The 24,130-nt window shown below is 64.5% G+C and carries 15 protein-coding genes, 1 pseudogene and 1 riboswitch; of the genes and pseudogenes, 8 read left to right on the forward strand and 8 right to left on the reverse strand.

The window, feature by feature from the left end:
* Positions 1 to 75: 75 nt before the first annotated feature.
* The 3 genes and pseudogenes from cysD to JNC62_RS15510 form a co-directional block, all read right to left on the reverse strand.
* A pseudogene (gene cysD / locus JNC62_RS15500) lies at positions 76 to 888 on the reverse strand (sulfate adenylyltransferase subunit CysD); the annotation flags it as partial.
* Positions 889 to 1,296: 408 nt separating this feature from the next.
* Positions 1,297 to 3,699, reverse strand: coding sequence for a methyl-accepting chemotaxis protein (locus JNC62_RS15505; protein ID WP_374839921.1), 2,403 nt, complete (start codon positions 3,697 to 3,699; stop codon positions 1,297 to 1,299).
* A gap of 385 nt (positions 3,700 to 4,084) precedes the next feature.
* Positions 4,085 to 5,419, reverse strand: coding sequence for an O-antigen ligase family protein (locus tag JNC62_RS15510; protein WP_374839922.1), 1,335 nt, complete (start codon positions 5,417 to 5,419; stop codon positions 4,085 to 4,087).
* A gap of 679 nt (positions 5,420 to 6,098) precedes the next feature.
* On the opposite strand from JNC62_RS15510, the gene JNC62_RS15515 reads away from it, so the two are divergent.
* From JNC62_RS15515 to JNC62_RS15535, 5 genes are read left to right on the forward strand one after another with little or no spacing between them, the layout of a single operon-like run.
* Complete coding sequence (locus JNC62_RS15515; RefSeq protein ID WP_374839923.1) at positions 6,099 to 11,567, forward strand: DUF4082 domain-containing protein; 5,469 nt, start codon at positions 6,099 to 6,101, stop codon at positions 11,565 to 11,567.
* 21 nt (positions 11,568 to 11,588) lie between these two features.
* Positions 11,589 to 12,839: a GTP-binding protein gene (locus JNC62_RS15520; RefSeq protein ID WP_374839924.1), complete on the forward strand. Its 1,251-nt coding sequence runs from the start codon at positions 11,589 to 11,591 to the stop codon at positions 12,837 to 12,839.
* Positions 12,836 to 13,144, forward strand: coding sequence for a hypothetical protein (locus JNC62_RS15525; RefSeq protein ID WP_374839925.1), 309 nt, complete (start codon positions 12,836 to 12,838; stop codon positions 13,142 to 13,144). Before JNC62_RS15520 ends, JNC62_RS15525 begins: the two co-directional genes overlap by 4 nt.
* A gap of 27 nt (positions 13,145 to 13,171) precedes the next feature.
* Complete coding sequence (locus JNC62_RS15530; RefSeq protein WP_374839926.1) at positions 13,172 to 15,316, forward strand: peptidase domain-containing ABC transporter; 2,145 nt, start codon at positions 13,172 to 13,174, stop codon at positions 15,314 to 15,316.
* Positions 15,313 to 16,722, forward strand: coding sequence for an HlyD family type I secretion periplasmic adaptor subunit (locus tag JNC62_RS15535; RefSeq protein WP_374839927.1), 1,410 nt, complete (start codon positions 15,313 to 15,315; stop codon positions 16,720 to 16,722). The genes JNC62_RS15530 and JNC62_RS15535 overlap by 4 nt, the downstream gene beginning before the upstream one ends.
* 41 nt (positions 16,723 to 16,763) lie before the next feature.
* On the opposite strand, the gene JNC62_RS15540 is transcribed toward JNC62_RS15535, so the two are convergent.
* Entirely contained in the window at positions 16,764 to 17,861 is a 1,098-nt protein-coding gene (locus JNC62_RS15540; RefSeq protein WP_374839928.1) for a 2'-deoxycytidine 5'-triphosphate deaminase, read from the reverse strand.
* A gap of 73 nt (positions 17,862 to 17,934) precedes the next feature.
* A riboswitch (SAM riboswitch) is annotated at positions 17,935 to 18,013 on the forward strand.
* Positions 18,014 to 18,055: 42 nt separating this feature from the next.
* On the opposite strand from JNC62_RS15540, the gene JNC62_RS15545 reads away from it, so the two are divergent.
* Both JNC62_RS15545 and apaG read left to right on the forward strand, forming a co-directional pair.
* The gene (locus tag JNC62_RS15545) at positions 18,056 to 19,240 is read left to right on the forward strand and encodes an O-succinylhomoserine sulfhydrylase (protein ID WP_374839929.1); all 1,185 of its coding nucleotides are present in this window, start codon (positions 18,056 to 18,058) and stop codon (positions 19,238 to 19,240) included.
* Between the two features lie 221 nt (positions 19,241 to 19,461).
* A complete protein-coding gene (gene apaG / locus JNC62_RS15550) occupies positions 19,462 to 19,854 on the forward strand; it encodes a Co2+/Mg2+ efflux facilitator ApaG/CorD (RefSeq protein WP_374839930.1) in 393 nt (130 codons plus the stop codon).
* A 29-nt stretch (positions 19,855 to 19,883) separates the two neighbouring features.
* Here apaG and JNC62_RS15555 read toward each other — a convergent pair whose 3' ends face one another.
* The 4 genes from JNC62_RS15555 to JNC62_RS15570 form a co-directional block, all read right to left on the reverse strand.
* Positions 19,884 to 20,345: a YybH family protein gene (locus tag JNC62_RS15555; protein ID WP_374839931.1), complete on the reverse strand. Its 462-nt coding sequence runs from the start codon at positions 20,343 to 20,345 to the stop codon at positions 19,884 to 19,886.
* A gap of 129 nt (positions 20,346 to 20,474) precedes the next feature.
* On the reverse strand, positions 20,475 to 21,464 hold the full coding sequence (locus JNC62_RS15560) for an Hsp33 family molecular chaperone (protein WP_374839932.1): 990 nt from the start codon (positions 21,462 to 21,464) through the stop codon (positions 20,475 to 20,477).
* 206 nt (positions 21,465 to 21,670) lie between these two features.
* A complete protein-coding gene (argF, locus tag JNC62_RS15565) occupies positions 21,671 to 22,582 on the reverse strand; it encodes an ornithine carbamoyltransferase (protein ID WP_374839933.1) in 912 nt (303 codons plus the stop codon).
* A gap of 35 nt (positions 22,583 to 22,617) precedes the next feature.
* Positions 22,618 to 23,811 carry an aspartate aminotransferase family protein gene (locus tag JNC62_RS15570; protein WP_374839934.1) on the reverse strand — a complete coding sequence of 398 codons (1,194 nt, stop codon included), beginning with the start codon at positions 23,809 to 23,811 and terminating at the stop codon, positions 22,618 to 22,620.
* On the opposite strand from JNC62_RS15570, the gene JNC62_RS15575 reads away from it, so the two are divergent.
* Positions 23,810 to 24,067: a hypothetical protein gene (locus JNC62_RS15575; RefSeq protein ID WP_374839935.1), complete on the forward strand. Its 258-nt coding sequence runs from the start codon at positions 23,810 to 23,812 to the stop codon at positions 24,065 to 24,067. The two genes, JNC62_RS15570 and JNC62_RS15575, sit on opposite strands and share 2 nt — an antisense overlap.
* Positions 24,068 to 24,130 lie beyond the last annotated feature (63 nt).

Below are 24,130 nucleotides of genomic sequence, written 5' to 3' on the forward strand. Positions count from 1 at the left end.
TTTCCGGGGCTTTAGCGCCAGTTCCCGCCTTATCCCAGATATTCCCGGTAATTCCGGTCCTTCGTGTCAAACAACAGTCAGCATTTCCGCAACGATCTTCTCCAACGTGTCGGCGTCGGATTCGATGGCGCCGGTGAGCGGGTAGCAGCCGAGCGTGCGGAAGCGGACGAGACGCTTTTCCGCCTTCTCGCCCTTCTTGAGCTCCATGCGCTCGTCGTCCACCATAATCAGCGTGCCGTCGCGCTCCACCACGGGGCGCTCGTCAGCGAAATAAAGCGGCACGATGGGGATTTTTTCCTTCAGGATGTATTGCCAGATGTCCAGCTCCGTCCAGTTCGACAGCGGGAACACGCGGATCGATTCGCCCTTGTTGACGCGCGTGTTGTAGGTTCTCCACATCTCCGGGCGCTGGCTCTTTGGATCCCAGGTATGATTGGCGGTGCGGAAGGAGAATATCCGCTCCTTGGCGCGCGACTTTTCTTCGTCGCGCCGCGCCCCGCCGAAAGCCGCGTCGAAGCCATATTTGTCGAGCGCTTGACGCAGCCCCACCGTCTTCATCACGTGCGTGTGGTAATTCGAGCCGTGCCGGAAGGGGTTGATGCCCTCGGCAACGCCGTCCGGATTGATGTGCACGAGCAGGTCGAAACCCAGATCCTTCGCCATCTTGTCGCGAAACGCGATCATCTCGCGGAACTTCCAGGTTGTGTCGACATGGAGGAACGGAAAGGGCGGCTTTGCCGGGAAGAATGCCTTCATCGCCAGATGCAACATGACAGACGAATCCTTGCCGATCGAATAGAGCATGACGGGATTCGTGAAGTTCGCCGCCACCTCGCGGAAAATATGTATTGCCTCGGCCTCGAGCCGATCCAGATGCGAAAGGTGCATTCCGAAAAAGTCCTCTGAAGAATAGCTGACTGCACGACGGGACCGAGGTCTGCCTGCCCGTTCCGTAAGCAGGTGCCGGAAGATCTTCCCTCTTTCAAAAATGTGACCGAGGATGTCAACCCAAAAGAGGCCGTGCCGCCTATGACCCAGCCTCGAGAGACGCCGTGGCGAGCACTCGAGAGATCTATGGCATCGACGACGCTGAGATCGAAAATTGGGAGGCGACTGGAGGCGGTTGAGGCCGGCGCCTGTTTTCATATGTGGAGGACGCTTGCACGCCGGCCGCACCAAAATCGGTGAAAAGCGGCTCCTTGTCCCCTCGATCTTCAGACGGGGAGACGCCGGCCATCGCATCCGATGGCCGGCGCCTCCTGCTCCTGATTTTTCAGCCTGGCAGATGAACGCGCATCAGAACTCCTCCCAGCGCTCCCGGGGTGCGGCCGCCGCATTTCCGCTGCGCCCTGCAAAATTGGCGACGCGCTGGATCAATGCGCGCGCGGGCGAACGCGCAGCAGCGGCAGGCTGTTCCCGCACCGGCTTATCAGCCTCGCCGAAGCGGAACTTGGCGAGCAGTTCGTTGAGCGCGGCCGCCTCCGAGGCGAGGCTGTGGCTCGCGGCGGACGACTGCTCCACCATGGCCGCGTTCTGCTGCGCACCCTGATCCATGAGGTTGACGGCGGTGTTGATCTCGCCCAGGCCGACGGACTGCTCGCGGGCGGCCTCGACGATCGCCGTGACATGATGGCTGATTTCCTGCACTTCCGCGGCGATTGTCCGCAGCGCATTGCCGGTTTCGTCGACGAGCGCCACGCCGGTATTGACCTGCTCGGCCGAGCTGGTGATGAGCGCCTTGATCTCCTGCGCCGCCTTCGCCGACCGCTGCGCCAGCTCACGCACCTCCTGCGCGACCACGGCGAAGCCCTTTCCGGCCTCACCGGCCCGCGCGGCTTCCACCCCGGCGTTCAGCGCGAGAAGGTTCGTCTGGAAGGCGATGTTGTCGATCACGACGATGATGTTGTTGATCTCGCGGGAGGAGGTCTCGATCGCCCCCATCGCCGTGACGGTCTTTTCGACGATGGCGCTGGAGCGTTCGGCCTGCTCGCGCGCCCGCGCCACCAGGTTGCCGGCCTCGCTCGCCCTCTGGCTGGTGTCCCGCACGGCCGTGGTGATCTGTTCGATGGCGGCGGCGGTCTCCTCGACCGAGGCGGCCTGCATTTCCGTGCGCTTGGAGAGGTCATCGGCTGCCGCCCGGATCTGCTCCGAACCGGAATGAATGGCGGCGGCGTTATCGCCGACGGAACGCAGCGCCGCCTCCAGTTTGCTCGCCGACTGGTTGAAATCGGTCCGCAAGCGATCGAGAGACTCCGCAAACACCGTTTCGATCCGATGTCCGACGTTGCCTTCGGCCAGATGACCGAGAGCGGTACCGAGCGCGTCGACCGCTGCCTGCATTTTTTGCGCGTCGGCGGCCCGCTGCGCTTCGCGCTCGCGCCGCTCGCGCTCGGTCAATTCGCGGCCTTCGTGGGCTTCCGCCTCAAGTCGGCGGTTGTTGCGACCGGCTTCACGGAACACTTCCACCGCGCGCGCCATCTCGCCGATCTCATCGCGACGCTCGACCGACGGGATCGAGGTCTCCAGATCGCCGTCCGCCAGTCGGGACATTGTTTCCGTCAGCGACTGGATCGGCCGCGTCACCCGGGTGGTGACGATCCAGAAGGCGAACAGGCCCAAAACCACGGCAGCAAGCAGCACCGCAGAGCTGGCGATGAAGCCGTTGCGTCCGCTGTCCTCGATCTGATGCGTGTAGGTGCCCGCCGATTGGCCGATCGCATCCGACAGGGCCTGCAAGCTGTCGATGGCCTTTGTCGCCGCGGCAATCCACGCCTCACCGGTCAGCGGGTAGTCGCGGCCCTGCGCGCTGGCGGCGTAGACGCTTTTGCGAACCTCCTCGAACGTGCCGAAGAACTCCGAGCGCGCCGCAGCGATCGCAGACAATACCGACGGGTCGGCGAATTCGCGATCCGCATAACTGTCGATCGACACCCAGGACTGCTCGAGCCGCCCGCGGTATTCGGAAAGCGTTGCAAGCATGCTCTCGTCCAAACGGGCGCCGCGCGCAACCGCACCGCCGATTGCTGCACGCTCGCGCCCGGCATATTCGCTGACCACCCAGCTGGCCTGCCTCAGGTCGAGGACGATTTGCGTCCGGGCAAGCGCCGACGACGGCGTCACCTGCGCGTCGATGCGCAGATGCTGCGATGACATGATGAGCGCGGTCACCGTCGGCACCCATCGGCTTTGGATCTCGGGGTTTCGCGCAGCCCCCTCCATCGCCAGCTGGCCGTCAATGTCGCGCCGCAGGGCCTTCAGGGCCTCGTGGTCCTGCCGGACCTTCGCGATCATGGCGTTCTTGTCCTTGAAGTCGGACGAGCGTTGCAGCTGCTCGAGCGCCGCTTCGAGCGCCTCGTCTGCCCGCTGGCGATGCTCGAGGATCTTTGCGACGGTCGCCGGTCCGGCACTGGCCGCACCGGCGAAAGCGGTGTTCGTCATTCCGCGCTCGCTGGCGAGCGAGCCCGCGCTTGCAAGGAAGAGATCGCCGATTTCATTGTTCGCCCGCATGGCCTGCGCGCTGCGCATGCTATCCCATGTCGAGAGCATGTTCATGCCCGCCAGCACCAGCAGCGTCGCAACGAATGCCGACAGGATCAGAAACAGTGTGGCGCGGATCGTGATTGCGATCCGGCCGGAAGCTTTCGCCGCAAGGGGACCTGGTCCCGCCGCAATGCCTCCGGAAATAAGCGCGTTCGTCATAGAAGACCCTTCCCCACCTATCGTGGTTCCTCATGGGTTTAGTCAATGTCGGGGAAGCGGCATCCTGCCGCCTGCAGTGCCGGGCCGTTGGCTTACGGCCCGCACGTTTGCCAGATTGCTCTGGCACTGGTTGGTTGCGGTTCAATCCCGCACGCTTCGCCTGTCGCACAATCGCTGCACAGCGCTCCCCCTGCGCCGCAACCCTCGTCCGACCCGTGATCGACCATCCGGCAGACCCGACGAAGTGACGGTGGCGGCCGGAATAATGAACGGTAGCGTACGATTGCAAGCTTCAGTTAACAATCACTTACGGTAGTACTGAAAAAATTCGCCTCGAATTTGCATAAAGCGAACTCTCCAGCAGCTCGGGGTGTCGTCGTGGCAATTAGGATGAGGCGGGCCCGTTTGTCGGGCGGGCTCGCCTGTTCTCCGTGACTGGACGGGGCGAGCGAGTGATCCTTCCGCGGACCGGCCGGGGGCCGCGCTCTCGCATTGCCGGTTCCTCGGCCTCAAGCAACCAGACACCGCCCCCCAGCGTGAACAGAAAAAGGACGAAGGTGGCATTCCAGAAATGAACCGTCCAGCCGACACAGAAAAGACTGGCCATCGATGCAAGATAGGCAAGGCGATAGGCCATCAGCTTGGGATCCGCCGCCGCCGGCCGCAACGACACAGCGAGAAAGACCGACAGAAATGCCGCGAGCATCGCAACGGCGGCAGGAATGCCATAGACGATCGCGTGGTAAAGCCAGAACATGTCGATGCTGGGTGGCATCCACGCCGGTCGCTCCCAATCCTCCATGCCGGTGCCGAAGACCGGATGATTCAATGCGGACGCCGAGCCGTGGTTCCAGATCAGAACGCGGAAATAGGCGTTCGTCGGGCTGAAGGAGAAATAGGTGATCGCGAACTGAAAGACGCTCTGGTTGGAAGCGATCGCGACGAGTGTGTATCCGGCAAACATTGCAGCCCAAAACAGTTTCCAACGTTCCTTCACGCTCGCCAGCATGCCATTCCAGGTGAGCAGCACGATTTGCACGAACAGTGCGGTCAGCGGGCCCGAGGACATGGATAGAAACGCCGTCAAGGCGACGACCGAAGAGCGGAAGTAGCGCTTGACGATGCCCTGCCCATAGCCGAGCACCAGATGGGCCGGCGCCAGCGCACTGCCGACGACGACACCGAACAGGATCGGATGTTCGAGGACACTCTGCACGCGCGTCAGTCCCCAGCGCGTGTCGGGGACGGCATAGTGTGTCGTGACCAGCGCCCTTGAGGCTTCAAGCAGGATGTTGTTGCCCGTCAGGGCCTCAAAGACGGCAAAGGGCATCAACAACAGAATGCAGCGGAAGAACAGCAGCGCCACGTTGTAGTAGTCGCGGGCACTTCGAACGAAACACCGGGCCAGGAGATGAGCGCCCATCGTCTCGACGAACAGGATGCCGCCGCCCTCCACTGCAGATCCGACCCCGTCGCGGACAGCCATGCTGATTGCCGCCCACAGACAGTAGAACAGCAGGCAGAAGTCGGCGACGCGAAAGCGGCCGGCCGCGCCGTTGAGCCATCGGAACAGGCATGGAAGCACCATGGCAAGGAGAACGAGCCTGTACGGGCTGATGATCAGCCCATTCAGGTCGAACAGCCAGGGCACAAACAGGGCGACGACGAAGAACCTTATCGGCCATGCCGGCCAGGCGCCCGACCGTCCGGTCCATTCCAAGTTGCCATTCGCATCACTGACGGTCGACCCTGATCGCCGCGATTGGGCAACGCGCTCCTGTCGCGCCGGACGCGTCCGGATCCGCGCGGCAGGCGCGCTGTGCCTGACATTGCCGAATTCATGTGCACGCACGTCGCGTCCGCCTTCACTGTTCCGCAGCACGCTCCGATCAAGCCTCGGACACGGTATCGGTTCCATCCGGCATGATCCCGGCCGAAGGCCCGCCGGCCTTGCGGCTCTGGGCTGGGGAACCGTGCCGGAAACAACGGTATCTGCCCATTCTAGGGACGCCGAGCAGGAACAGTATCTGCCATTCCGTCTGAGTTCCAACCTTGCCCATACGTCGTAGGGGGTATTGCATCGTCACGATCGCCAAGGTTTTCGAAGTTGCGGTTCCGGGCCGTCATTGCGGGCGGCTTTCGCTTTCCGACGCTTGAGCCTTTCGCGGCAGCGCCCCCCGCAAGGCTCTCCTGCGCCGGCGCGCCGGAGGTAGGCGACATCATCCACGGACAAGGTGCATCGTCACATGGGAGGAGGCCGCCCGCGGGCCGGGTACTTCCGATTGATGTGGTACGCCGGCACCGGATTGTTGGCAGAATGTGATGTTAAGACTCAATTCATTTCTTCATTTCAACCGACACCCATGTCCGCGAAGTTCGGTGCGGATCGGAGGCGAAACATGTTCAGGCTTCACATCCGAAACCACGACCTGTTGAGCATGTCCGGCGGCACCAGCTACGGTGCAGCGCTTCGGCCTCACCTGGCCGGCAAGGGTGCGTGCCTGTCGCCGGCGACGGCGAGCCAGCCCGGCGACCTCCCGGGTATGTCCGATATCCGGGCGGCTTGGACGCAAGCCGTGTCCGCCGCGGACCTCCCGGCGTTGCCGGGATGGATGTCGACTTCCCTGATGACTGGCGGCTACGCCTTGTCCTGGAGTTTCGGTGCGCCGTTCAGCCCGGCCAGGGGGCTTTCGGCCGACGCGGACGGCCCATCGATTTCCGCTGATGGCCCAGAGCAGGCGCTTGAAAGCGCGCCGTCCGGCAACGGGTTCGCCCCATTCGCCCCCATGGCGCACCATCGGTCTTCGGGCGGCATCGCAGCGGAGGCGCCGGCGCCTGTGTCGATCTCTTTCCGGCCGGCCGCGGCGGCCGCGTTCGGCGCTCCCCCCAGCGCGGCGTCTGCCCGGTTGAGCGATGTCACGCCTCAGGCCGACGGGGAGGGCTTTGTCCCGAGCGTGACCCTGGCTGCGCCTGTGGTCACCGGCGCTTGGACGGGCGGCGAACGTGCGGACGATGTCGCGCCAGCGGCCGAAGGAGCCGGCCGGGCCGGCTTCGAAACTCCGACGGGATCGTCGCTCATGCCGGCGCCGTCAGCCGAGCCGATCGAAGCGGAGCCCGCGACCGAAGTGCTGGCCGCTCCGATTTCGGCGCTGGCTGCAGAACCCGCAGCGGCCACGGCCGCAACACCGAACAAGATCGCGCTTGAGAACATGAAGCAGGGAAACCCGCGCAGCGAATGGGGCGTCGCCGGCGACGGCGACGCCAACATCCAGGGTTTCGCTACGGAGATCAGCACCAATATCGGCCAGACGGTGGACTTCAAGATCGCCACCGATTCGACCAACTACCGGATCGACATCTACCGGCTCGGCTATTACGGCGGCGACGGCGCCCGCAAGGTCGCCACGATCAACCAGTCGCTCACCTCCGCGCAAATCCAGCCGCATCCGATCATCGACATGTCCAAGGGGCTGATTGATTGCGGCAACTGGTCGGTCTCGGCAAGCTGGGCGATCCCCTCCGACGCGGTCTCCGGCGTCTATATCGCCAAGCTGGTCCGCCAGGACGGCACCGCGGGGCAGAGCCTGATCCCCTTCGTCGTGCGCGACGACAGCTCCACGAGCGACATCGTCTTCCAGACCTCCGACACCACCTGGCAGGCCTACAACGCCTGGGGCGGCGCCAGCCTGTACTACGGCGAGGTCCCGGTCGACCCGGCCGAACTGATTGGCTACCGGCCGCCGAACTGCAGTTGCGGCCTGAATGCGATCGGTCGCGCGTCGGCCGTCAGCTACAACCGCCCCTTCATCACCAACACCAGCCCGTTCGGCGGCACGCACGATTTCATCTTCGGCGCCGAGCATTCCGCCATCCGCTGGCTGGAGCAGAACGGCTATGACGTTTCCTACATCTCCGGCGTCGATTCCGCCCGCAACGGCGGACAGTTGCTGAACCACGACGCCTTCCTGTCCGTCGGGCATGACGAGTACTGGTCGGCCGAGCAGCGCAGCAACGTCGAGGCCGCGCGCGACGCCGGCGTCAACCTGGCCTTCTGGGGCGGCAACGACTGCTACTGGAAGGTTCGCTGGGAAACCAGCATCGACGGCAACGGCACCCCCTACCGCACCATGGTCTGCTACAAGGAGACCTGGGGCACCAGCACCGATCCGAGCAATGTCGGCACCGGCACCTGGCGCGATCCGCGCTATGCCGATCCCGGTCAGCAGCCGGAAAACGCCCTGATCGGCACCATGTTCACGGTCGACAGCAATCGCCAGGACACGATGACCGTTCCCTATGACTTCTCCAAGCTTCGCTTCTGGCGCAACACGGACGTCGCCAACCTGCAGCCCGGCCAGACTTACAGCCTGCCGCGGAACATCCTCGGCTACGAATGGAACTCCGACGTCGAGAACGGCTTCCGGCCGGCCGGGCTCGTCAATCTGTCGCTCTCCAACGTCTCGGTAAACACCTATCTGCGCGACTACGGCACGACCATTGGCAATGCCGACGCCACCCACAGCCTGACGATGTACCGTGATGAGAGCGGCGCACTCGTCTTCAGCGCCGGCACCGTCTTCTGGTCCTGGGCGCTCGATGCCGCGCACGAAGGGGCGGCGACGCCGACCGACCGGAATGTCCAGCAGGCGATGGTCAACATGTTCGCCGACATGGGCATCCAGCCCTCCACGCTCGTCTCCAGCCTTGTCCTGGCGACCCAATCGACCGACACCATCAGGCCAACCTCGACGATCACCTCGCCGACGATCGGCGCCAGCTTCGTCGAGGGCCAGCACGTGACGATCACCGGCACGGCCCAGGATCTCGGCGGCGGCGTCATCGCCGGCGTCGAGGTATCCACCGACGGCGGAAACAGCTGGTTCAAGGCAACCGGCCGGGAGAGCTGGAGCTACAACTGGGTCGTCCAGGCGAGCGGCACCTATACGATCATGTCGCGGGCCGTCGACGACAGCGTCAACCTCGAGACGCCGGCGGCGGGCAAGCAGGTGAGCGTGACGCTGCCCTCGACCGCCAGCCTGTGGACGCTGGCCGCCAAGCCGGCGGTCGAGACCAACCTCGAACCCGACGGGGTTGAATTGGGCGTGCGCTTCCAGGCCAATACCAACGGCACGATATCGGGGATCCGCTTCTACAAGAGCTTCTACAATATCGGCGAGCACAAGGTCAGCCTCTGGACCGCCAACGGGACGCTGCTCGGGACGGCGACGTCGACCGGCGAATCGCTCTCCGGTTGGCAGACGGTGACCTTTTCCAGCCCGATCAATATTACCGCGGGGACGACCTATGTCGCCTCCTACCACACCAACGGCTACTATTCGAGCAGCACCGGATACTTCGACTCGGCCTACACGCGGGGGCCATTGAGCGTCAGCCCGAACGGCGGCGTATACGCCTATGGCGACAACGCGGGCATATTCCCGAACAGTTCCTACCGCGGCGAAAACTACTGGGTCGACGTCGTCTTCAACGCCTCGACCGTGAACAGCGTGCCTATCGCCGCCAACGACACGGGTTTTTGGGCGACCCAGAACACGGTTTTGACCATCCAGGCCGCGTCGCTGCTGGCCAACGACACCGACCCGAATGGCGATGCGCTCGCCATCACCGGGGCGGACAACGGCGTGAACGGCACTGCCGTCTTCAACAGCCAGACGAACACGGTCACCTTCACGCCGACGACCGGCTACACCGGGCCCGCGAGCTTCCGCTACACCATCTCCGACGGGCGCGGCGGCACGGCCTCGGCCACTGTCAGCCTGACGGTCAACCCGCCCTCGACGGCGACGAGCCTGTTCTCGCTCACCGATACGCCGAGCGTCGCCTCCAACAACGACGCCAGCCCGGTCGAGCTCGGGATGAAGTTCGTGGCCTCGGCGAGCGGCCAGATCACCGGGTTGCGCTACTACAAGAGCGCCCAGGACACCGGCACCCATGTCGGCTCGCTGTGGACCAGCTCCGGGACGCTGTTGGCGAGCGCCACCTTCGTCAACGAGAGCGCCAGCGGCTGGCAGACGGTGATGTTCTCGCAGCCGGTCAACATCACCGCCGGCACGACCTATGTCGCCAGCTACCAGTCCAACGGCCGCTATGCCGCAACGCCGAACTACTTCACCACGACGCGGACGAACGGCGTGCTCAGCGCCCCCTCCAGCTCCACCAGCGGCGGCAACGGCGTCTATGCCTACGGCTCGGGCAACGAGTTTCCGACCTCGAGCTGGAGTTCGTCGAACTACTGGGTGGACGTTCTGTTCGAGCGCTCCACCGCCAACGCGGTTCCGGTGGCCGCCAACGACAGCGGCTTCTCCACCACGCCCGGCACCGCCGTGACGATCCAGGGGTCCTTGCTCCTTGCTAATGACAACGATCCGGACGGCGACCCGCTGACGATCACCGGGGTCGACAACGGGGTGAACGGCACCGTGGCCTTCAACAGCCAGACCAACGCCGTCACCTTCACGCCGACGGCCGGCTACAGCGGACCCGCGAGCTTCCGCTACACCATCTCCGACGGGCGCGGCGGCACGGCCTCGGCCACCGTCAGCCTGACGGTCAACCCGCCCTCGACGGCGGTGAGCCTGTTCTCGCTCACCGATACGCCGAGCATCGCCTCCAACAACGACGCCAGCCCGGTCGAGCTCGGGATGAAGTTCGTGGCCTCGGCGAGCGGCCAGATCACCGGGTTGCGCTACTACAAGAGCGCCCAGGACACCGGCACCCATGTCGGCTCGCTGTGGACCAGCTCCGGGACCCTGTTGGCAAGCGCCACCTTCGTCAACGAGAGCGCCAGCGGCTGGCAGACGGTGATGTTCTCGCAGCCGGTGAACATCACCGCCGGCACGACCTATGTCGCCAGCTACCAGTCCAACGGCCGCTATGCGGCGACGCCGAACTACTTCACCACTACACGGACGAACGGCGTGCTCAGCGCCCCCTCCAGTTCCACCAGCGGCGGCAACGGCGTCTTCGCCTACGGCTCGGGCAACGAGTTCCCGACCTCGAGCTGGAGTTCGTCGAACTACTGGGTGGACGTCCTGTTCGAGCGCTCCACCGCCAACGCGGTTCCGGTGGCCGCCAACGACAGCGGCTTCACCACCACGCCCGGCACGGCTGCGACGATCCAGGCCTCGGTGCTGCTCGCCAACGACAACGATCCGGACGGCGACCCCCTGACGATCACCGGGGTCGACAATGGGGTGAACGGCACCGTGGCGTTCAACAGCCAGACGAACGCCGTCACCTTCACGCCGACGGCCGGCTACAGCGGACCGGCAAGCTTCCGTTACAGCATCTCCGACGGCCGCGGCGGAACGGCCTCGGCCACCGTCAGCCTGACCGTGGTCCCGCAATCAACGGGCACGCAGAGCGTCTTTGCCGCCACCAGTACGCCGACGACGCTCTCGGTCAACGACAACAACCGCGTCAACCTCGGCATGAAGTTCCAGGCGGACGTGGCCGGCTCGATCACCGGCTTCCGCTTCTACAAGGGCGCCAACAACACCGGACCGCACACCGGTTATCTGTGGAGCGCGACCGGCACGCTGCTGGCGAGCGCCACCTTCACGAACGAGACCGCCAGCGGCTGGCAGACCGTCAATCTCTCGAACGACGTCGCGATCCAGGCGAACACGACCTACGTCGTGTCCTACAGCAGCAACGGCAACTACTCGGCAACCAGCAACTTCTTCAATTCGGGCGTCGACAACAACAACCTCCATGCCCTGTCCTCCGCCTTGAGCGGCGGCAACGGCGTGTACGGATACGGGGCGGCGGGCTTGTTCCCCACCAGCACCTACAACAACACGAACTACTACGTGGATGTACTCTTCAGACCGCAGTTGGCGGCCTAAGGTTGGGCACAAGGGGCAGGCATGGTCGACGACAATCGACTCCCCGTAACCGTGCTGGCAGGGTTTCTGGGGGCCGGCAAGACGACGATTCTCAATCACGTTCTTCGCAACCGCGAGGACCTGCGGGTGGCGGTCATCGTCAACGACATGAGCGAGATCAACATCGATGCGGATCTCGTTCGTGATGGCGGCGCAAACCTTTCGCGGACGGACGAGACGCTGGTCGAGTTGACCAACGGATGCATCTGCTGCACGCTGCGCGACGACCTGCTCGGCGAAGTGCGCCGGCTCGCAGGCGAGCGGCGCTTTGACTATCTGCTGATCGAAGGCACCGGAATCGCCGAACCCCTGCCGATCGCCGCGACATTCTCCTTCCGCGACGCGGCCGGGACGGCGCTGAACGACATCGCCCGGCTGGACACCATTGTATCGGTCGTCGACGCCGCCAATCTGCTGGCGGACTATGCCAGCACCGATTTCCTCAGCGACCGGGGTGCGACGCGCGACGCGGACGACCATCGCAGCCTCGTCGACCTTCTGGTCGAGCAGATCGAATTCGCCGACGTCGTCGTCGTCAACAAGGTCTCCGAGGTGTCCGCGGAAACGCGGCAAGCCGTTCGCCGGATCATTGCCGCGCTCAATCCCGATGCGCGCGTGCTGGAGACGGACTTCGGCGTGCTTCCATTGCGGGCCATCCTCAACACCGGCCTGTTCTCCGAAGCCAAGTCGGCCAGGCATCCCTTGTGGCACAAGGAATTGTTCGGGTGGGGCGACCATGTGCCGGAGACCGAGGAATACGGCATATCCAGCTTCGTCTACCGGGCACGCCGCCCGTTCGATCCGGCGAGGTTCCATGCATTCCTCTCCAGGGACTGGCCCGGCCTGATCCGGGCGAAAGGGCATTTCTGGCTGGCGACGCGCCCTGACTGGATCGGCCTGCTGTCGATTGCCGGCGTGCAGCGGCGCACCGAGGCGAAAGGGCTTTGGTGGGCGACGGTGCCGCCCGCCCACTGGCCCCGCCAGCCGCAGTTTCACGCGCTTCTCGACCGCCACTGGAGCCCGATCTGGGGCGACCGAAGGCAGGAGCTCGTCTTCATCGGCAACGGGCTGGTCGAAGCCGCGATCCGGTCAGCGCTCGATGAGTGTCTGGTCGGCGACGAGGCCGGCTTCGACGCGCGCAGCATGCGCGATCTCGATGATCCCTTCCCGCCCTGGTACCACGACGCCCCTCCTCCTCCACCCGCGAACCACAACCTATGGAGAACACAATGACCCAGGAACTCTATTCCGATGGCATCGGCGAGATCACCGTGACCGGAACGATCGTCCGGATCGACCTGATGTCGCTGTCGGCGACCGAACGCGACGCGAACAACAATCCGAAGCCGGTGTTCCGCCAGCGGGTCGTCATGCCGGTGGATGCCTTCGCCAACGCGGTCGACCTCATGCAGAAGGCGCTCAACGGCCTCGTCGAAGCGGGCGCCGTTCGCCGTGTCGGCGACATGACGGGCCTTCCGGCAGGCGATGCGGGGCAGCAGGCACGGGGCTCGACGAACGAGTCGCCGAATTTCAACTGAGACCGTTCGGCAGTATTGGGAGCGGCCATGGGCACGTCTCAGCACACCAACCTGCAGTGCCTGACGCTGGTCGCGCGTCATCATGGAATCGACCTCGCGCCCGAACGGCTGATGCATGACTATGCCGTCGGCGAGCAGGCGGTCCCCACGCGGAAACTTCTCAGGATGGCGAAGGATGCCGGCCTGAAGGCCCGGCATGTTCACCTGACCTGGGATGGCCTGTTCACGCTGGGCCAGGCCTATCCCGTGCTCGCCGAACTCGACAACGGCAACTGGATCGTGATCGCCGGCGCCGGCGGCAGCGGCGAGGACCGGATGATCCGCGTGCTCGATCCGCTCGCGAAGCGTCCTGAGTTCATACTTCTCGACGAGGAGAAATTCTCCAGAAGCTGGCATGGCTCCGTCGTGCTCCTGAAGCGCAACTATCGCCTCTTCGACGACGATCAGCCCTTTGGGCTGCGCTGGTTCCTTCCTGAAATCATCCGCCAGCGCAGCCTGTTTCGCGACGTGGCGCTGGCCGCCTTCGTCCTTTACGGGCTCGGCCTGACCACACCGATCTTCTTCCAGCTGGTGATCGACAAGGTGCTGGTGCACCAGAGCTATGCGACGCTGACCGTCCTCACCGTCGGCATTGCGATTGCGCTGATTTTCGACGCGGCCTTCACCTTTCTGCGACGCTACCTGTTGCTCTACGCGACCAACAAGATCGATATCCGGATCGCCACACGAACGTTCGGCCATCTGCTCGATCTGCCGATCGCCCTGTTCGAGCAATCCTCCGCCGGCGTGATCGTCAAGCATATGCAGCAGACCGGGCGCATTCGCGAATTCCTGACCGGCCGGCTGTTCCTGACGCTTCTCGACAGCCTGTCGCTGCTGGTGTTCGTGCCGATCCTGCTGCTCTACAGCGTCAAGCTGACCTTCGTCGTGCTCGGCTTTGCCTTGCTCGTCGGGCTCGTCGTCATGGTGCTCGTCGGGCCGTTCCAGCGACGGCTGCAGGCGCTCTACCGGGTCGAGGGCGAGCGCCAGGCGCTGCTGGTCGAAACCGTGCACGGCATGCGCACCGTGAAATCCCTTGCGCTTGAGCCGCGCCAGCGGCAGGTGTGGGACGATCGTTCGGCCGAGACCATCTCCGTGCGCTTTCGCGTCGACAAGATCTCGTCGATCGCCCAGGCCATCACCGGGCTTTTGGAAAAGCTGATGAGCGTCGCCATCATCGGGCTCGGAGCGCTCGACGTCTTCAGTGGTGCGATGACGATCGGCGCACTGGTCGCCTTCAACATGCTGGCGGGGCGCGTTTCCGGGCCGCTCGTCCAGATCGTCACCATGGTGCACGAGTACCAGGAGGTGGCGCTCTCGGTGCGGATGCTTGGCGAGATCATGAACCAGCGCCGCGAACAGGCCGGTCGCGGCCGCGGGATCCGGCCGGAGTTCAGCGGACGGATCGAGTTCGACAGGGTCACCTTCCGTTACGTGCCGGAAAACGCCCCTGCCCTTGACGACGTCTCGTTCACGGTGCCCGCCGGCTCGGTCTTCGGCATCGTCGGCAAGAGCGGCTCCGGCAAGACGACCGTAACCCGGCTTATCCAGGGGCTGTACCAGAACCAGCAAGGGCTCGTCAGGATCGACGGCTATGACAACCGGGAAATCGACCTCGTCCATCTGCGCTCGAGCATCGGCGTGGTGTTGCAGGACAATTTCCTCTTCCGCGGCACGGTGCGCGAGAACATCGCGGCGGCCAAGCCGGATGCAAGTATCGAGGAGATCGTCGATGTTGCCCGTATTGCCGGCGCAGAGGAATTCATCGAGCGGCTGCCGCGCGGCTTCGAGACCATGCTGGAAGAGAACGCCGCCAACCTTTCGGGCGGACAGAAGCAGCGCCTCGCCATCGCCCGGGCGCTGCTGACCAACCCGAAACTGCTCATTCTCGACGAAGCCACGAGCGCGCTCGATCCCGACAGCGAAGCGATCATCCGCGAAAACCTGAGCAAGATCGCCAAGGGGCGCACGGTCATCATCGTTTCGCACCGGCTTTCGACGCTGGTCGATGCCGATGCGATCCTCGTCGTGGAGCGCGGCAAGGTCGCCGATATCGGCCGCCACGACCAGCTGGTTTCACGCTGCATGACCTATCGCCACCTGTGGACCCAGCAAACGAGGCAGGTGGCATGAGCGACGACGGCGCGAAACGGCAGGACACTCTTCCCGCTACGACCGGAACGCCCGGAACCGAACTCGTCGTCCAGTACGCTCGTCCGCCGGTGATCGCGGAGTTCCAGTCGGACGCCGTGGAGCTCGAAGAGCGCCTGCCGCCCAGGGTGGCGCGAATGACCCTCTACGGCATCACCGCGCTGATCGGCTCGGCCATCCTTTGGGCATCGCTCTCGAAGATCGACGAGGTCGTCATCGCCCCCGGCAAACTCGTCACCACCCAACCGACCATTGTCGTTCAGCCGCTCGAGACGTCGATCATCCGCTCGATCGAGGTGGCGGCTGGGGACGTGGTTCACGCGGGCCAGACGCTTGCCAGAATGGACGCGACCTTCAGCCAAGCGGACGCTGACCAGCAGCGCACGAAATTTTCCGCCCTCGACGCCCAGGTCAAGCGCATCGACGCCGAACTCGCAGGGGCTGACTACACGGCAATCGCCGGCAATTCGCCGGATGAGGTGCTGCAGGCGCAGCTTTTCGTCCAGCGGCGCGCCTACTATCTCGCGCAGGTGCAGAACTTCGACCAGCAGATCGCCGGCCAGCTTGCGGTGATCGCCTCCAGCAAGGATCAGCAGGCAGTGCTGACGAACCGGCGCGAAAATCTCAGTCGTATCGAAAGCGCCCGCGAGTCCCTCTACCGGAAGGACAGCGGCTCGCTGATCAACTTCCTCGGGGCGCGCGACGCGCGGCTCGACGTCGAGACGAGCCTGTCGGCGTTGCGCGGCAAGGCGGCGGAGGCCGATCATACGCTGGCGAAGCTGCAAGCCGACCGACAGGCTTTCGTTGAGGACTTTCGCAGGGCGGCGATGGAGCAACTGGTCGAACTGCGCAACCAGCGCGACACGGTCGCCGATGAACTGAAGAAAATGGAGCTGCGGCGTGAGATGATCACGCTGACGGCACCGGCTGACGCCGTCGTCCTCGACCTGGCCCAGCGCTCGGTCGGGTCGGTGGTCCGCGAAGCCGAGCCGATCGTGACGCTCGTCCCGCTCGACGTCCCGCTCGAAGCGGAGGTCTCGGTGAGCTCGCGCGACATCGCACGCGTGGCGGTCGGCAGCGAGGCCCGGATCAAGCTCGACGCCTATCCGTTCCAGAAGTACGGAACGGCGTCGGGGACGATCCGGACGATCAGCCGCGATGCCTTCAACCCGACCCAGCAGGAAGCCGCCACCGGACTATCGCCTGCGCCCTACTTCAAGGCCCGGCTGCCGCTGACCGACATGCAACTCCGCTCCGCCGGTGAACCGATCCGGCTCCTGCCCGGCATGACGGTCTCGGCCGAAATCAAGGTCGGTCGCCGAACCGTGATCTCCTATTTCCTCTATCCGCTGCTGCGCGGGCTCGACAGCGCCATCCGCGAGCCCTGACGGGTGCCGCGGCTCGCAATGACGACCCTTCCAGCGGACGTTCAGCTCGTGCGAAAATGCTTCGACAGCTTCAGGCCTTGCGCCTGGTAGTTGGAGCCCAGTCCGGCGCCGTAGAGGCTTTCGGGAAGTTCGAGCATTCGCTCGTAGACGAGGCGGCCGACGATCTGGCCGTGATCGAGGATGAAGGGCACCTCGTGGCTGCGCACTTCCAGCACCGCCCGGCTGCCCGAACCGCCGGCGGCGGCGTGGCCGAAGCCGGGATCGAAGAAGCCGGCATAGTGCACGCGGAACTCGCCGACGAGCGGGTCGAACGGCGTCATCTCGGCAGCATAGAGCGGCGGCACGTGCACCGCCTCGCGCGAAACGAGAATATAGAATTCGTCCGGATCGAGGATCAGTTCGTTGCGGCCGCGGCTGAACAGCGGCTCCCAGAAATCGAACACGTCGTGCTGGTTCTTCTTGTCGACGTCGATGACGGCCGTGTGATGCTTGCCGCGATAGCCGATCAGCCCTTCCGGCCCGGTGCCCTTCAGGTCTATCGAAAGGGCGATGCCGCCGCCGGAGACGTTCGGGGTGTCGCTCGCCACCAACGTGTCGGACGCGTGCAGCGCCAGCAGTTCGGCATCCGACAGAATGGCATTGCCGCTGCGGAAGCGGATCTGCGACAGGCGCGAGCCGCGCCGCACCACGATCGGGAAGGTCCGGGGCGAGATTTCGAGATAAAGCGGCCCTTTGTAGCCGGCCGGAATCTTGTCGAACTCCTGCGCGCGATCGGTGATGACGCGGGTGAAGATGTCGAGCCGGCCGGTCGAACTTTTCGGATTGGTGGAGGCAGACAGATCCTCCGGCAGGTCGAGGCTTTCCATCAGCGGCACGATGTAGACGCAGCCCGTCTCCAGCACGGCGCCGTGGTCGAGGTCGATCACATGCAGCTTGAGCCGGTCGAGCTTGTCGGCAACGAGATGCGCGGGCCCGGGTAGGAAACTGGCGCGGACGCGAAAGGCCTTCGAGCCCAAGCGCAGATCGAGACTCGCCGGCTGGATCTGGTCAGAATCCAATGCGGCCTCGCTTACGAGCCTGTCGCTGTCGAACAGCCCCTTGATGGCGCGGTCCGCCAGAATTCCTGTTGCACGTACCATAAAGCGTTCCTTTAAGCTGGCCGACAAAACCAAATACGGGCAATTGACGCAAGCACCGCCAGGCAGTATGGACCGGATATCCCGTGGTGATTTGGCCGGTCGGCTTGCAGCCACGTTAAACAAGTAGCTAAAAAGGCCGGGTGTCCAACCGGCCTGCTTTTGCGGCCGGTTTTTTTGTTTGGAAGGCAATCATCATGAGCAAGTCCTGGCGCCCGGCAACCCAACTCGTCCATGGCGGCACCACCCGCTCGCAGCACGCCGAAACGTCCGAGGCCATCTTCCTGACCCAGGGCTTCGTCTATGAAACGGCCGAGGCCGCCGAGGCCCGTTTCAAGGGCGAGACGGAGGGCTTTATCTATGCTCGCTACGGCAGCCCGACCAACGACATGTTCGAGAAGCGCATGTGCCTGCTCGAAGGTGCCGAGGAAGGCCGGGCCATGGCCTCCGGCATGGCGGCGGTCGCTGCCGCGATCCTCTGCCAGGTGAAGGCCGGCGACCATATCGTCGCCGCCCGCGCCCTGTTTGGCTCCTGCCGTTGGGTGGTCGAAACGCTGGCGCCGAAATACGGCGTCGAGTGCACGCTCGTCGACGGGCGCGAGCTCGCCAACTGGGAAAAGGCGATCCGGAAGAATACCAAGGTCCTTTTCCTCGAAAGCCCGACCAATCCGACGCTCGAGGTGGTCGACATCGCCGGCGTCGCCAGGCTGGCAAACCAGATCGGCGCCAAGGTCGTGGTCGACAACGTCTTTGCCACGCCGCTGTTCCAGAAGCCGCTCGAGCTGGGCGCGCATGTGGTCGTCTACTCGGCCACCAAGCACATCGACGGTCAGGGCCGTTGCCTCGGTGGCATCGTGCTGTCCGACAGGCAGTGGATCGAGGAGAGCCTGCAGGACTACTTCCGCCACACCGGTCCGGCCATGTCGCCGTTCAATGCCTGGACGCTGCTGAAGGGGATCGAAACGCTGCCGCTGCGAGTCCGCCAGCAGACCGAGAACGCATCGCGCATCGCCGACTTTCTCGCCGATCACCCCAAGGTCGCGCGCGTCATCTACCCCGGCCGCAAGGATCACCCGCAGGCCGACATTATCGCCCGGCAGATGTCCGGCGGGTCCACGCTGATCTGCATCGAGCTCAAGGGCGGCAAGGAAGCCGCTTTCGCCCTGCAGAACGCACTCGAGGTCGTCGAGATCTCGAACAATCTCGGCGATGCCAAGAGCCTGATCACCCATCCGGGAACGACGACGCACAAGAACCTGACCGACGAGGCCCGCGCGGAACTGGGCATTTCGCCCGGCACTGTCCGCTTCTCCGCCGGCATCGAAGACAGCGAGGATCTGCTCGCCGACTTCGCCCAGGCGCTGGAGAAGGTAAAATCCTGAACCTGGCAGAGCAGCGCATGCCAGCCGTGCGCTGCTTTTTTGCCCCGGAGGCGCCAACGCCGCTTGACGATCGACAATTGTCTTGATCGGATCGTCAAGAACGTGCCAACCAATGCGTAGCGCGTGCTGATGCACATGCCAATGCGCAGATGCGACGCCTCTGCCCGCATGATTCGACCCGACCCGTTCAAGAACAACCCGTTCGAGCTCAAGGCCCTGGAATGTACAGAGCGCTTACCCGCGATATCGAGGTCACTGTCGAGCCCTACTTCCTGGAGGAGCAATCCGACCCGGACGACAGCCGCTATGTCTGGGGATACCGCATCGTCATCGCGAACCATTCCGATGCGACGGTGAAGCTGATGGCGCGCTATTGGAACATCACCGACCAGAACGGGCTGGTTGACGAGGTCAGCGGGCCTGGCGTGGTTGGCGAACAACCGGTGCTGGGACCGGGGGATACGTACGAGTATTCCTCCGGCTGCCCGCTCGACACGCCCTCCGGCGTCATGTTCGGCCATTACCAAATGGAAACGACGACCGGCGAAGCCTTCGATGTCGCCATCCCCGCCTTCTCGCTCGACGCGCCGGGCCAGAGCCGCACCCTGAACTGAAACCGCCGGCGCCGAGAGCCTCTCCGGATCTACATCGCGCCGTCGCTGTTGAAGATGTCGGCCATCACCTTCCAGTCGTCACCGGCCTTCTTCCACACGACCACGTATTTTCCCTTTTCGTCGACGGGCTTTTCGGTCGCGTATCGGAGTTCGTATGTTCCGATCTCATAGGCGAGGTCACCCGACTCCGCGACCTCGACAAGGGTGGGCGAGAAGGTGAGGGAAAAGTCCTTCATGCCGACCAGGCCCTTCCAGGCGGCCTCGACCGCGCCTCGTCCCTTGGCAATCGGCATGCCCGGCGCCAGGATCGATCCGTCCTCGGCATAGAACGCGGCGATGGCCTGCGGGTCCTTGGTCGCAACGGCCTTCAGCCAGGCCTCGTCATTGTTCAGGATCTGCTGCTTGTCGGCGTCCGAATTCGCGGCCGGCATATCGGCCGCCATCACGACGCCGACCGTCATCGGCACGAGAAAGGCAAGTGCGCGCATCATGGCCTCCTCCTCGACGAGCGTGGCGACGGCAGGACGCTGTCACCGCGATCGTACTGTCCATGCGGGCGACTCTAACACAAAAGCGGACGCCGGGGCGGCATTCGCTTTTGCAACCAGAACCCTGGCGCGTCAGGCAGCGGTCACTTCGCCGACCTCGAAGCGATACGTCGTCGAACAGAATTCGCAGGTTGCCGCGATATGGCCGTCGGTCGCGGTATTCTCGACCTCATCCGGCGACAGGCTCGACAGCACCGCCTTGAGCTTGTCGCGCGAGCAGGAACACCGGTCGAACACCTGCTGCGGCGGATAGACCCGCACACCACGCTCATGAAAGAGGCGGAACAACAGGCGTTCGGTTCCGACATTCGGATCCGTCAGTTCGTCGGCATCGATCGTCTCGACGAGCGATCGGGCCTCGGCCCACTTGTCGTCTTCCCCGATGCTGTGACCGAACTTTTCCCCGTCTCCGCCCGGCAGATCCGCCTGGCGCATGCGTTCGGGCGACTCCGGGAGGAACTGCGCGACCATGCCGCCCGCCCGCCAGCGGTGACGCGCCTTGCCGTTCTCATCGCGATCGAACAGCTCGGCCACGCCCAGCCGGACGCGCGTCGGGATCTGTTCGGACTGGCGAAAATAGACCCCGGCGATCTCCTCGAGCGTGTGGCCGTCGAGGGCGACGATGCCCTGGTAGCGCTGCGTGTGCGCGCCCTGGTCGATGGTGAACGCAAGGATGCCCTTGCCGAGCAGTTCGTGCGGGGCGGCCTTGCCGGACTGCACCGCCGCATCCAGCGCGTCGGCGTCGAACCGGGCATAGGCGCGCACGTTCTCGGGGCTGGAAAAGTCCGCCACGAGCAGATCGACCGGACCGTCGCTCTTCGTCTGCAGGATCAACTTGCCTTCGAACTTCAGCGACGTGCCGAGCAGGACCGTCAGCACGATCGCCTCGGCCAAAAGGCGCGCGACGGGCTGCGGGTAGTCGTGCCGCTCGAGGATCGCGTCAAGCACCGGCCCAAGCTGGACCGCGCGGCCGCGCACGTCCAGGCCTTCCACCTGGAACGGCACGACGTGATCGTCGCCGGCAAAATCGATTTCGCCAAGTGTCGGGGCTGGCTGGGCCATATTTCGCTCCTTCAACGCCCGGCCGTCCGGCGCGATGCTGGTCACATCTGCCTGCGACGGCTGCGTTCTTCCATGATTCTGCACCATCGCCGCCGGAATGGTCTCATATCCGGCGGACGCGACGCCAGCGACGTCGCTGCAACATTGGGGTTCGCGCCATAGATCGTGGCACGTCGAGCCGTTTTCAATAGGGCGTGAACGGCCGGTCAAATGGCGTTCAGGCACCAGGCCAGAATCGACTTCTGCGCATGCAGGCGGTTCTCCGCCTCATCGAAGACGACCGACTGCGGTCCGTCGATCACCTCGTCCGTCACTTCCTCGCCGCGATGGGCGGGCAGACAGTGCATGAAGAGCGCATCCTTGTCGGCCTTCTGCATCAGCGCCCCGTTCACCTGGAACGGCTGGAAGATGTTGTGACCGCGGGCACGGTGCTCCTGGTTCATCGACACCCAGCAATCGGTCACGACAGCGTCGGCGCCGGCGACGGCCCGGTCGGCATCATGGCAGAGCACGATCTCGCCGCCATTGTTGCGTGCCCAGTTGAGGATCTTGTCCTCCGGCTCGGAGCCAAGCGGCACGGCCATGTTCATCCGGTAGCCGAAGCGGGCCGCCCCCTCGACGAAGGAATGCAGCACGTTGTTGCCGTCCCCGGTCCAGGCGATCGTGCGGCCCTTCACCGGTCCGCGGTGCTCCTCGAACGTCATGATGTCGGCCATGATCTGGCAGGGGTGCGTCAGGTCGGTCAGCGCGTTGATCACCGGCACGGTCGCATGTTCGGCCATCTCCAGCAGGCGCGCATGGTCGGTCGTGCGGATCATGATCGCATCGACGTAGCGCGACAGCACCTTCGCCGTGTCGCCGATCGTCTCGGCGCGCCCAAGCTGCATCTCGGTGCCGGAGAGAAACAGCGTCTCGCCGCCGAGTTGACGCATGCCGACGTCGAACGACACCCGGGTGCGGGTCGAGGGCTTCTCGAAGATCATCGCAAGCATCTTGCCGGCAAGCGGCCTGTCTGCCGTGCCCTGCTTGGTCGCCGCCTTTCGCACCTTGGCGTCGTCGATGATGGTGCGAAGGTTCTCGGCCGTCATGGCGGAGAGATCGAGGAAGTGTCTGGCCATGTTGTCAGTCCTGCTGTTTCACCCTCGGCATCGCCTCAGGCCTGCTTCTTCTCGGCGCTCAGTTTCTCCGCCGCCCGTTCGATCCGCGTCAGCCCCTCGCGCGCCTCCTCGGCGGTCGTGATCAACGGCGGCAGCAACCGCAGCACGTTGTCGCCGGCCGGGACGAGCAGCATGTGTTCCGCGCGAACCGCCTTGAGCAGGTCGCCCGAGGGGACCTTGGCCTTGATGCCGAGCATCAGGCCCTCGCCGCGGACTTCCTCGATGATATCCGGAAAGCGGTCCGCCAGCGAGGCCAGGCCCTGGCGCAGCACGAGCGCCACGTCGCGAACGTGCTGCAGGAACCCCTCCTCCAGCACGACGTCCAGCACCGCATTGCCGACCGCCATCGCCAGCGGATTGCCGCCATAGGTCGAGCCGTGCGTGCCCGCGACCATCCCCGCCGCAGCCTCCGCCGTCGCCAGGCAGGCGCCGAGGGGGAAGCCGCCACCGATGCCCTTCGCGACCGCCATGATGTCCGGGGTGACGCCGGCCCATTCATGGGCGAACAGCTTGCCGGTCCGGCCGACGCCGGACTGCACCTCGTCAAGCACGAGCAGCAGCCCGTATTCGTCGCAGAGCGCGCGCAGCTCCCGCAGGAACTCGTTCGATACCACGCGGATGCCGCCCTCGCCTTGCACCGGCTCGATCAGGATTGCCGCCGTCTCTTCCGTTATCGCGGCCTTCACGGCGGCGATGTCGCCGAACGGCACTTGGTAGAAGCCGGGAGCCTTGGGTCCGAAGCCTTCGAGATACTTCTCCTGGCCACCGGCGGCGATCGTCGCCAGCGTCCGGCCATGGAAGGCCCCCTCGAAGGTGATGATGTGAAACTTGCCTGGATGGCCCTTGGCGAAATGATAACGCCGCGCGGTCTTGATCGCGCACTCCAGCGCCTCTGCGCCGGAATTGGTGAAGAACACCTTGTCGGCGAACGTCGCGTCGATCAAACGCTTGCCAAGGGCTTCCTGCCCCGGCACCTCGTACAGGTTCGACACGTGCCAGACCTTGTCGGCCTGACTCTTCAGGCTGTCGACCAGATGCGGATGAGCATGGCCGAGCGAATTGACCGCAACGCCGGCGGCAAAGTCGAGATAGCGCGAACCGTCTTCCGCGATCAGCCAGACGCCTTCGCCGCGCTCGAAGCGCAGCGGCGCACGCAGATAGGTCTCGTAGAGCGGCGTGGCGTCAGCCATGGCGCGTATCTCCTTCGCAGCGGATGCGGAAATCCATTCTCGTCTTGAGCTTTCCGTGTGGAAAAATGAAAAATGCCGCCCAGCGGCGGCGGCGGCACTATCGGCATTTCGGCGGTCGATGTCAATAAAAGCAGCTTCCATCCGTTCCGCCCCAGTTGGTCGCGGAGACGGATCCGGATTGCGCGCGGAAAGTGTCGCCGCGCAGCCACACCTCAACGAGCAAGTTGGGGAAAACTGGAAAATCGATTCGGCCTGAATCGGGCGACTCTTGTCACCGAGTCCCCCTGTCAGTAGGTTAAAAGTCAATTGCTAGACTGCA

The sequence above is a fragment of the Mycoplana ramosa genome, assembly GCF_041930185.1.
Lineage (GTDB): Bacteria > Pseudomonadota > Alphaproteobacteria > Rhizobiales > Rhizobiaceae > Mycoplana > Mycoplana ramosa.

Excerpts from the sequence above, each read along its gene's own strand:
- JNC62_RS15505 (WP_374839921.1), bottom strand. The coding sequence starts at position 3,699 with ATGACGAACGCGCTTATTTCCGGAGGCATTGCGGCGGGACCAGGTCCC.
- JNC62_RS15515 (WP_374839923.1), top strand. The coding sequence starts at position 6,099 with ATGTTCAGGCTTCACATCCGAAACCACGACCTGTTGAGCATGTCCGGC.
- JNC62_RS15520 (WP_374839924.1), top strand. The coding sequence starts at position 11,589 with ATGGTCGACGACAATCGACTCCCCGTAACCGTGCTGGCAGGGTTTCTG.
- JNC62_RS15525 (WP_374839925.1), top strand. The coding sequence starts at position 12,836 with ATGACCCAGGAACTCTATTCCGATGGCATCGGCGAGATCACCGTGACC.
- JNC62_RS15530 (WP_374839926.1), top strand. The coding sequence starts at position 13,172 with ATGGGCACGTCTCAGCACACCAACCTGCAGTGCCTGACGCTGGTCGCG.
- JNC62_RS15535 (WP_374839927.1), top strand. The coding sequence starts at position 15,313 with ATGAGCGACGACGGCGCGAAACGGCAGGACACTCTTCCCGCTACGACC.
- JNC62_RS15540 (WP_374839928.1), bottom strand. The coding sequence starts at position 17,861 with ATGGTACGTGCAACAGGAATTCTGGCGGACCGCGCCATCAAGGGGCTG.
- JNC62_RS15545 (WP_374839929.1), top strand. The coding sequence starts at position 18,056 with ATGAGCAAGTCCTGGCGCCCGGCAACCCAACTCGTCCATGGCGGCACC.
- apaG (WP_374839930.1), top strand. The coding sequence starts at position 19,462 with ATGTACAGAGCGCTTACCCGCGATATCGAGGTCACTGTCGAGCCCTAC.
- JNC62_RS15555 (WP_374839931.1), bottom strand. The coding sequence starts at position 20,345 with ATGATGCGCGCACTTGCCTTTCTCGTGCCGATGACGGTCGGCGTCGTG.
- JNC62_RS15560 (WP_374839932.1), bottom strand. The coding sequence starts at position 21,464 with ATGGCCCAGCCAGCCCCGACACTTGGCGAAATCGATTTTGCCGGCGAC.
- argF (WP_374839933.1), bottom strand. The coding sequence starts at position 22,582 with ATGGCCAGACACTTCCTCGATCTCTCCGCCATGACGGCCGAGAACCTT.
- JNC62_RS15575 (WP_374839935.1), top strand. The coding sequence starts at position 23,810 with ATGGCGCGTATCTCCTTCGCAGCGGATGCGGAAATCCATTCTCGTCTT.
- JNC62_RS15570 (WP_374839934.1), bottom strand. The coding sequence starts at position 23,811 with ATGGCTGACGCCACGCCGCTCTACGAGACCTATCTGCGTGCGCCGCTG.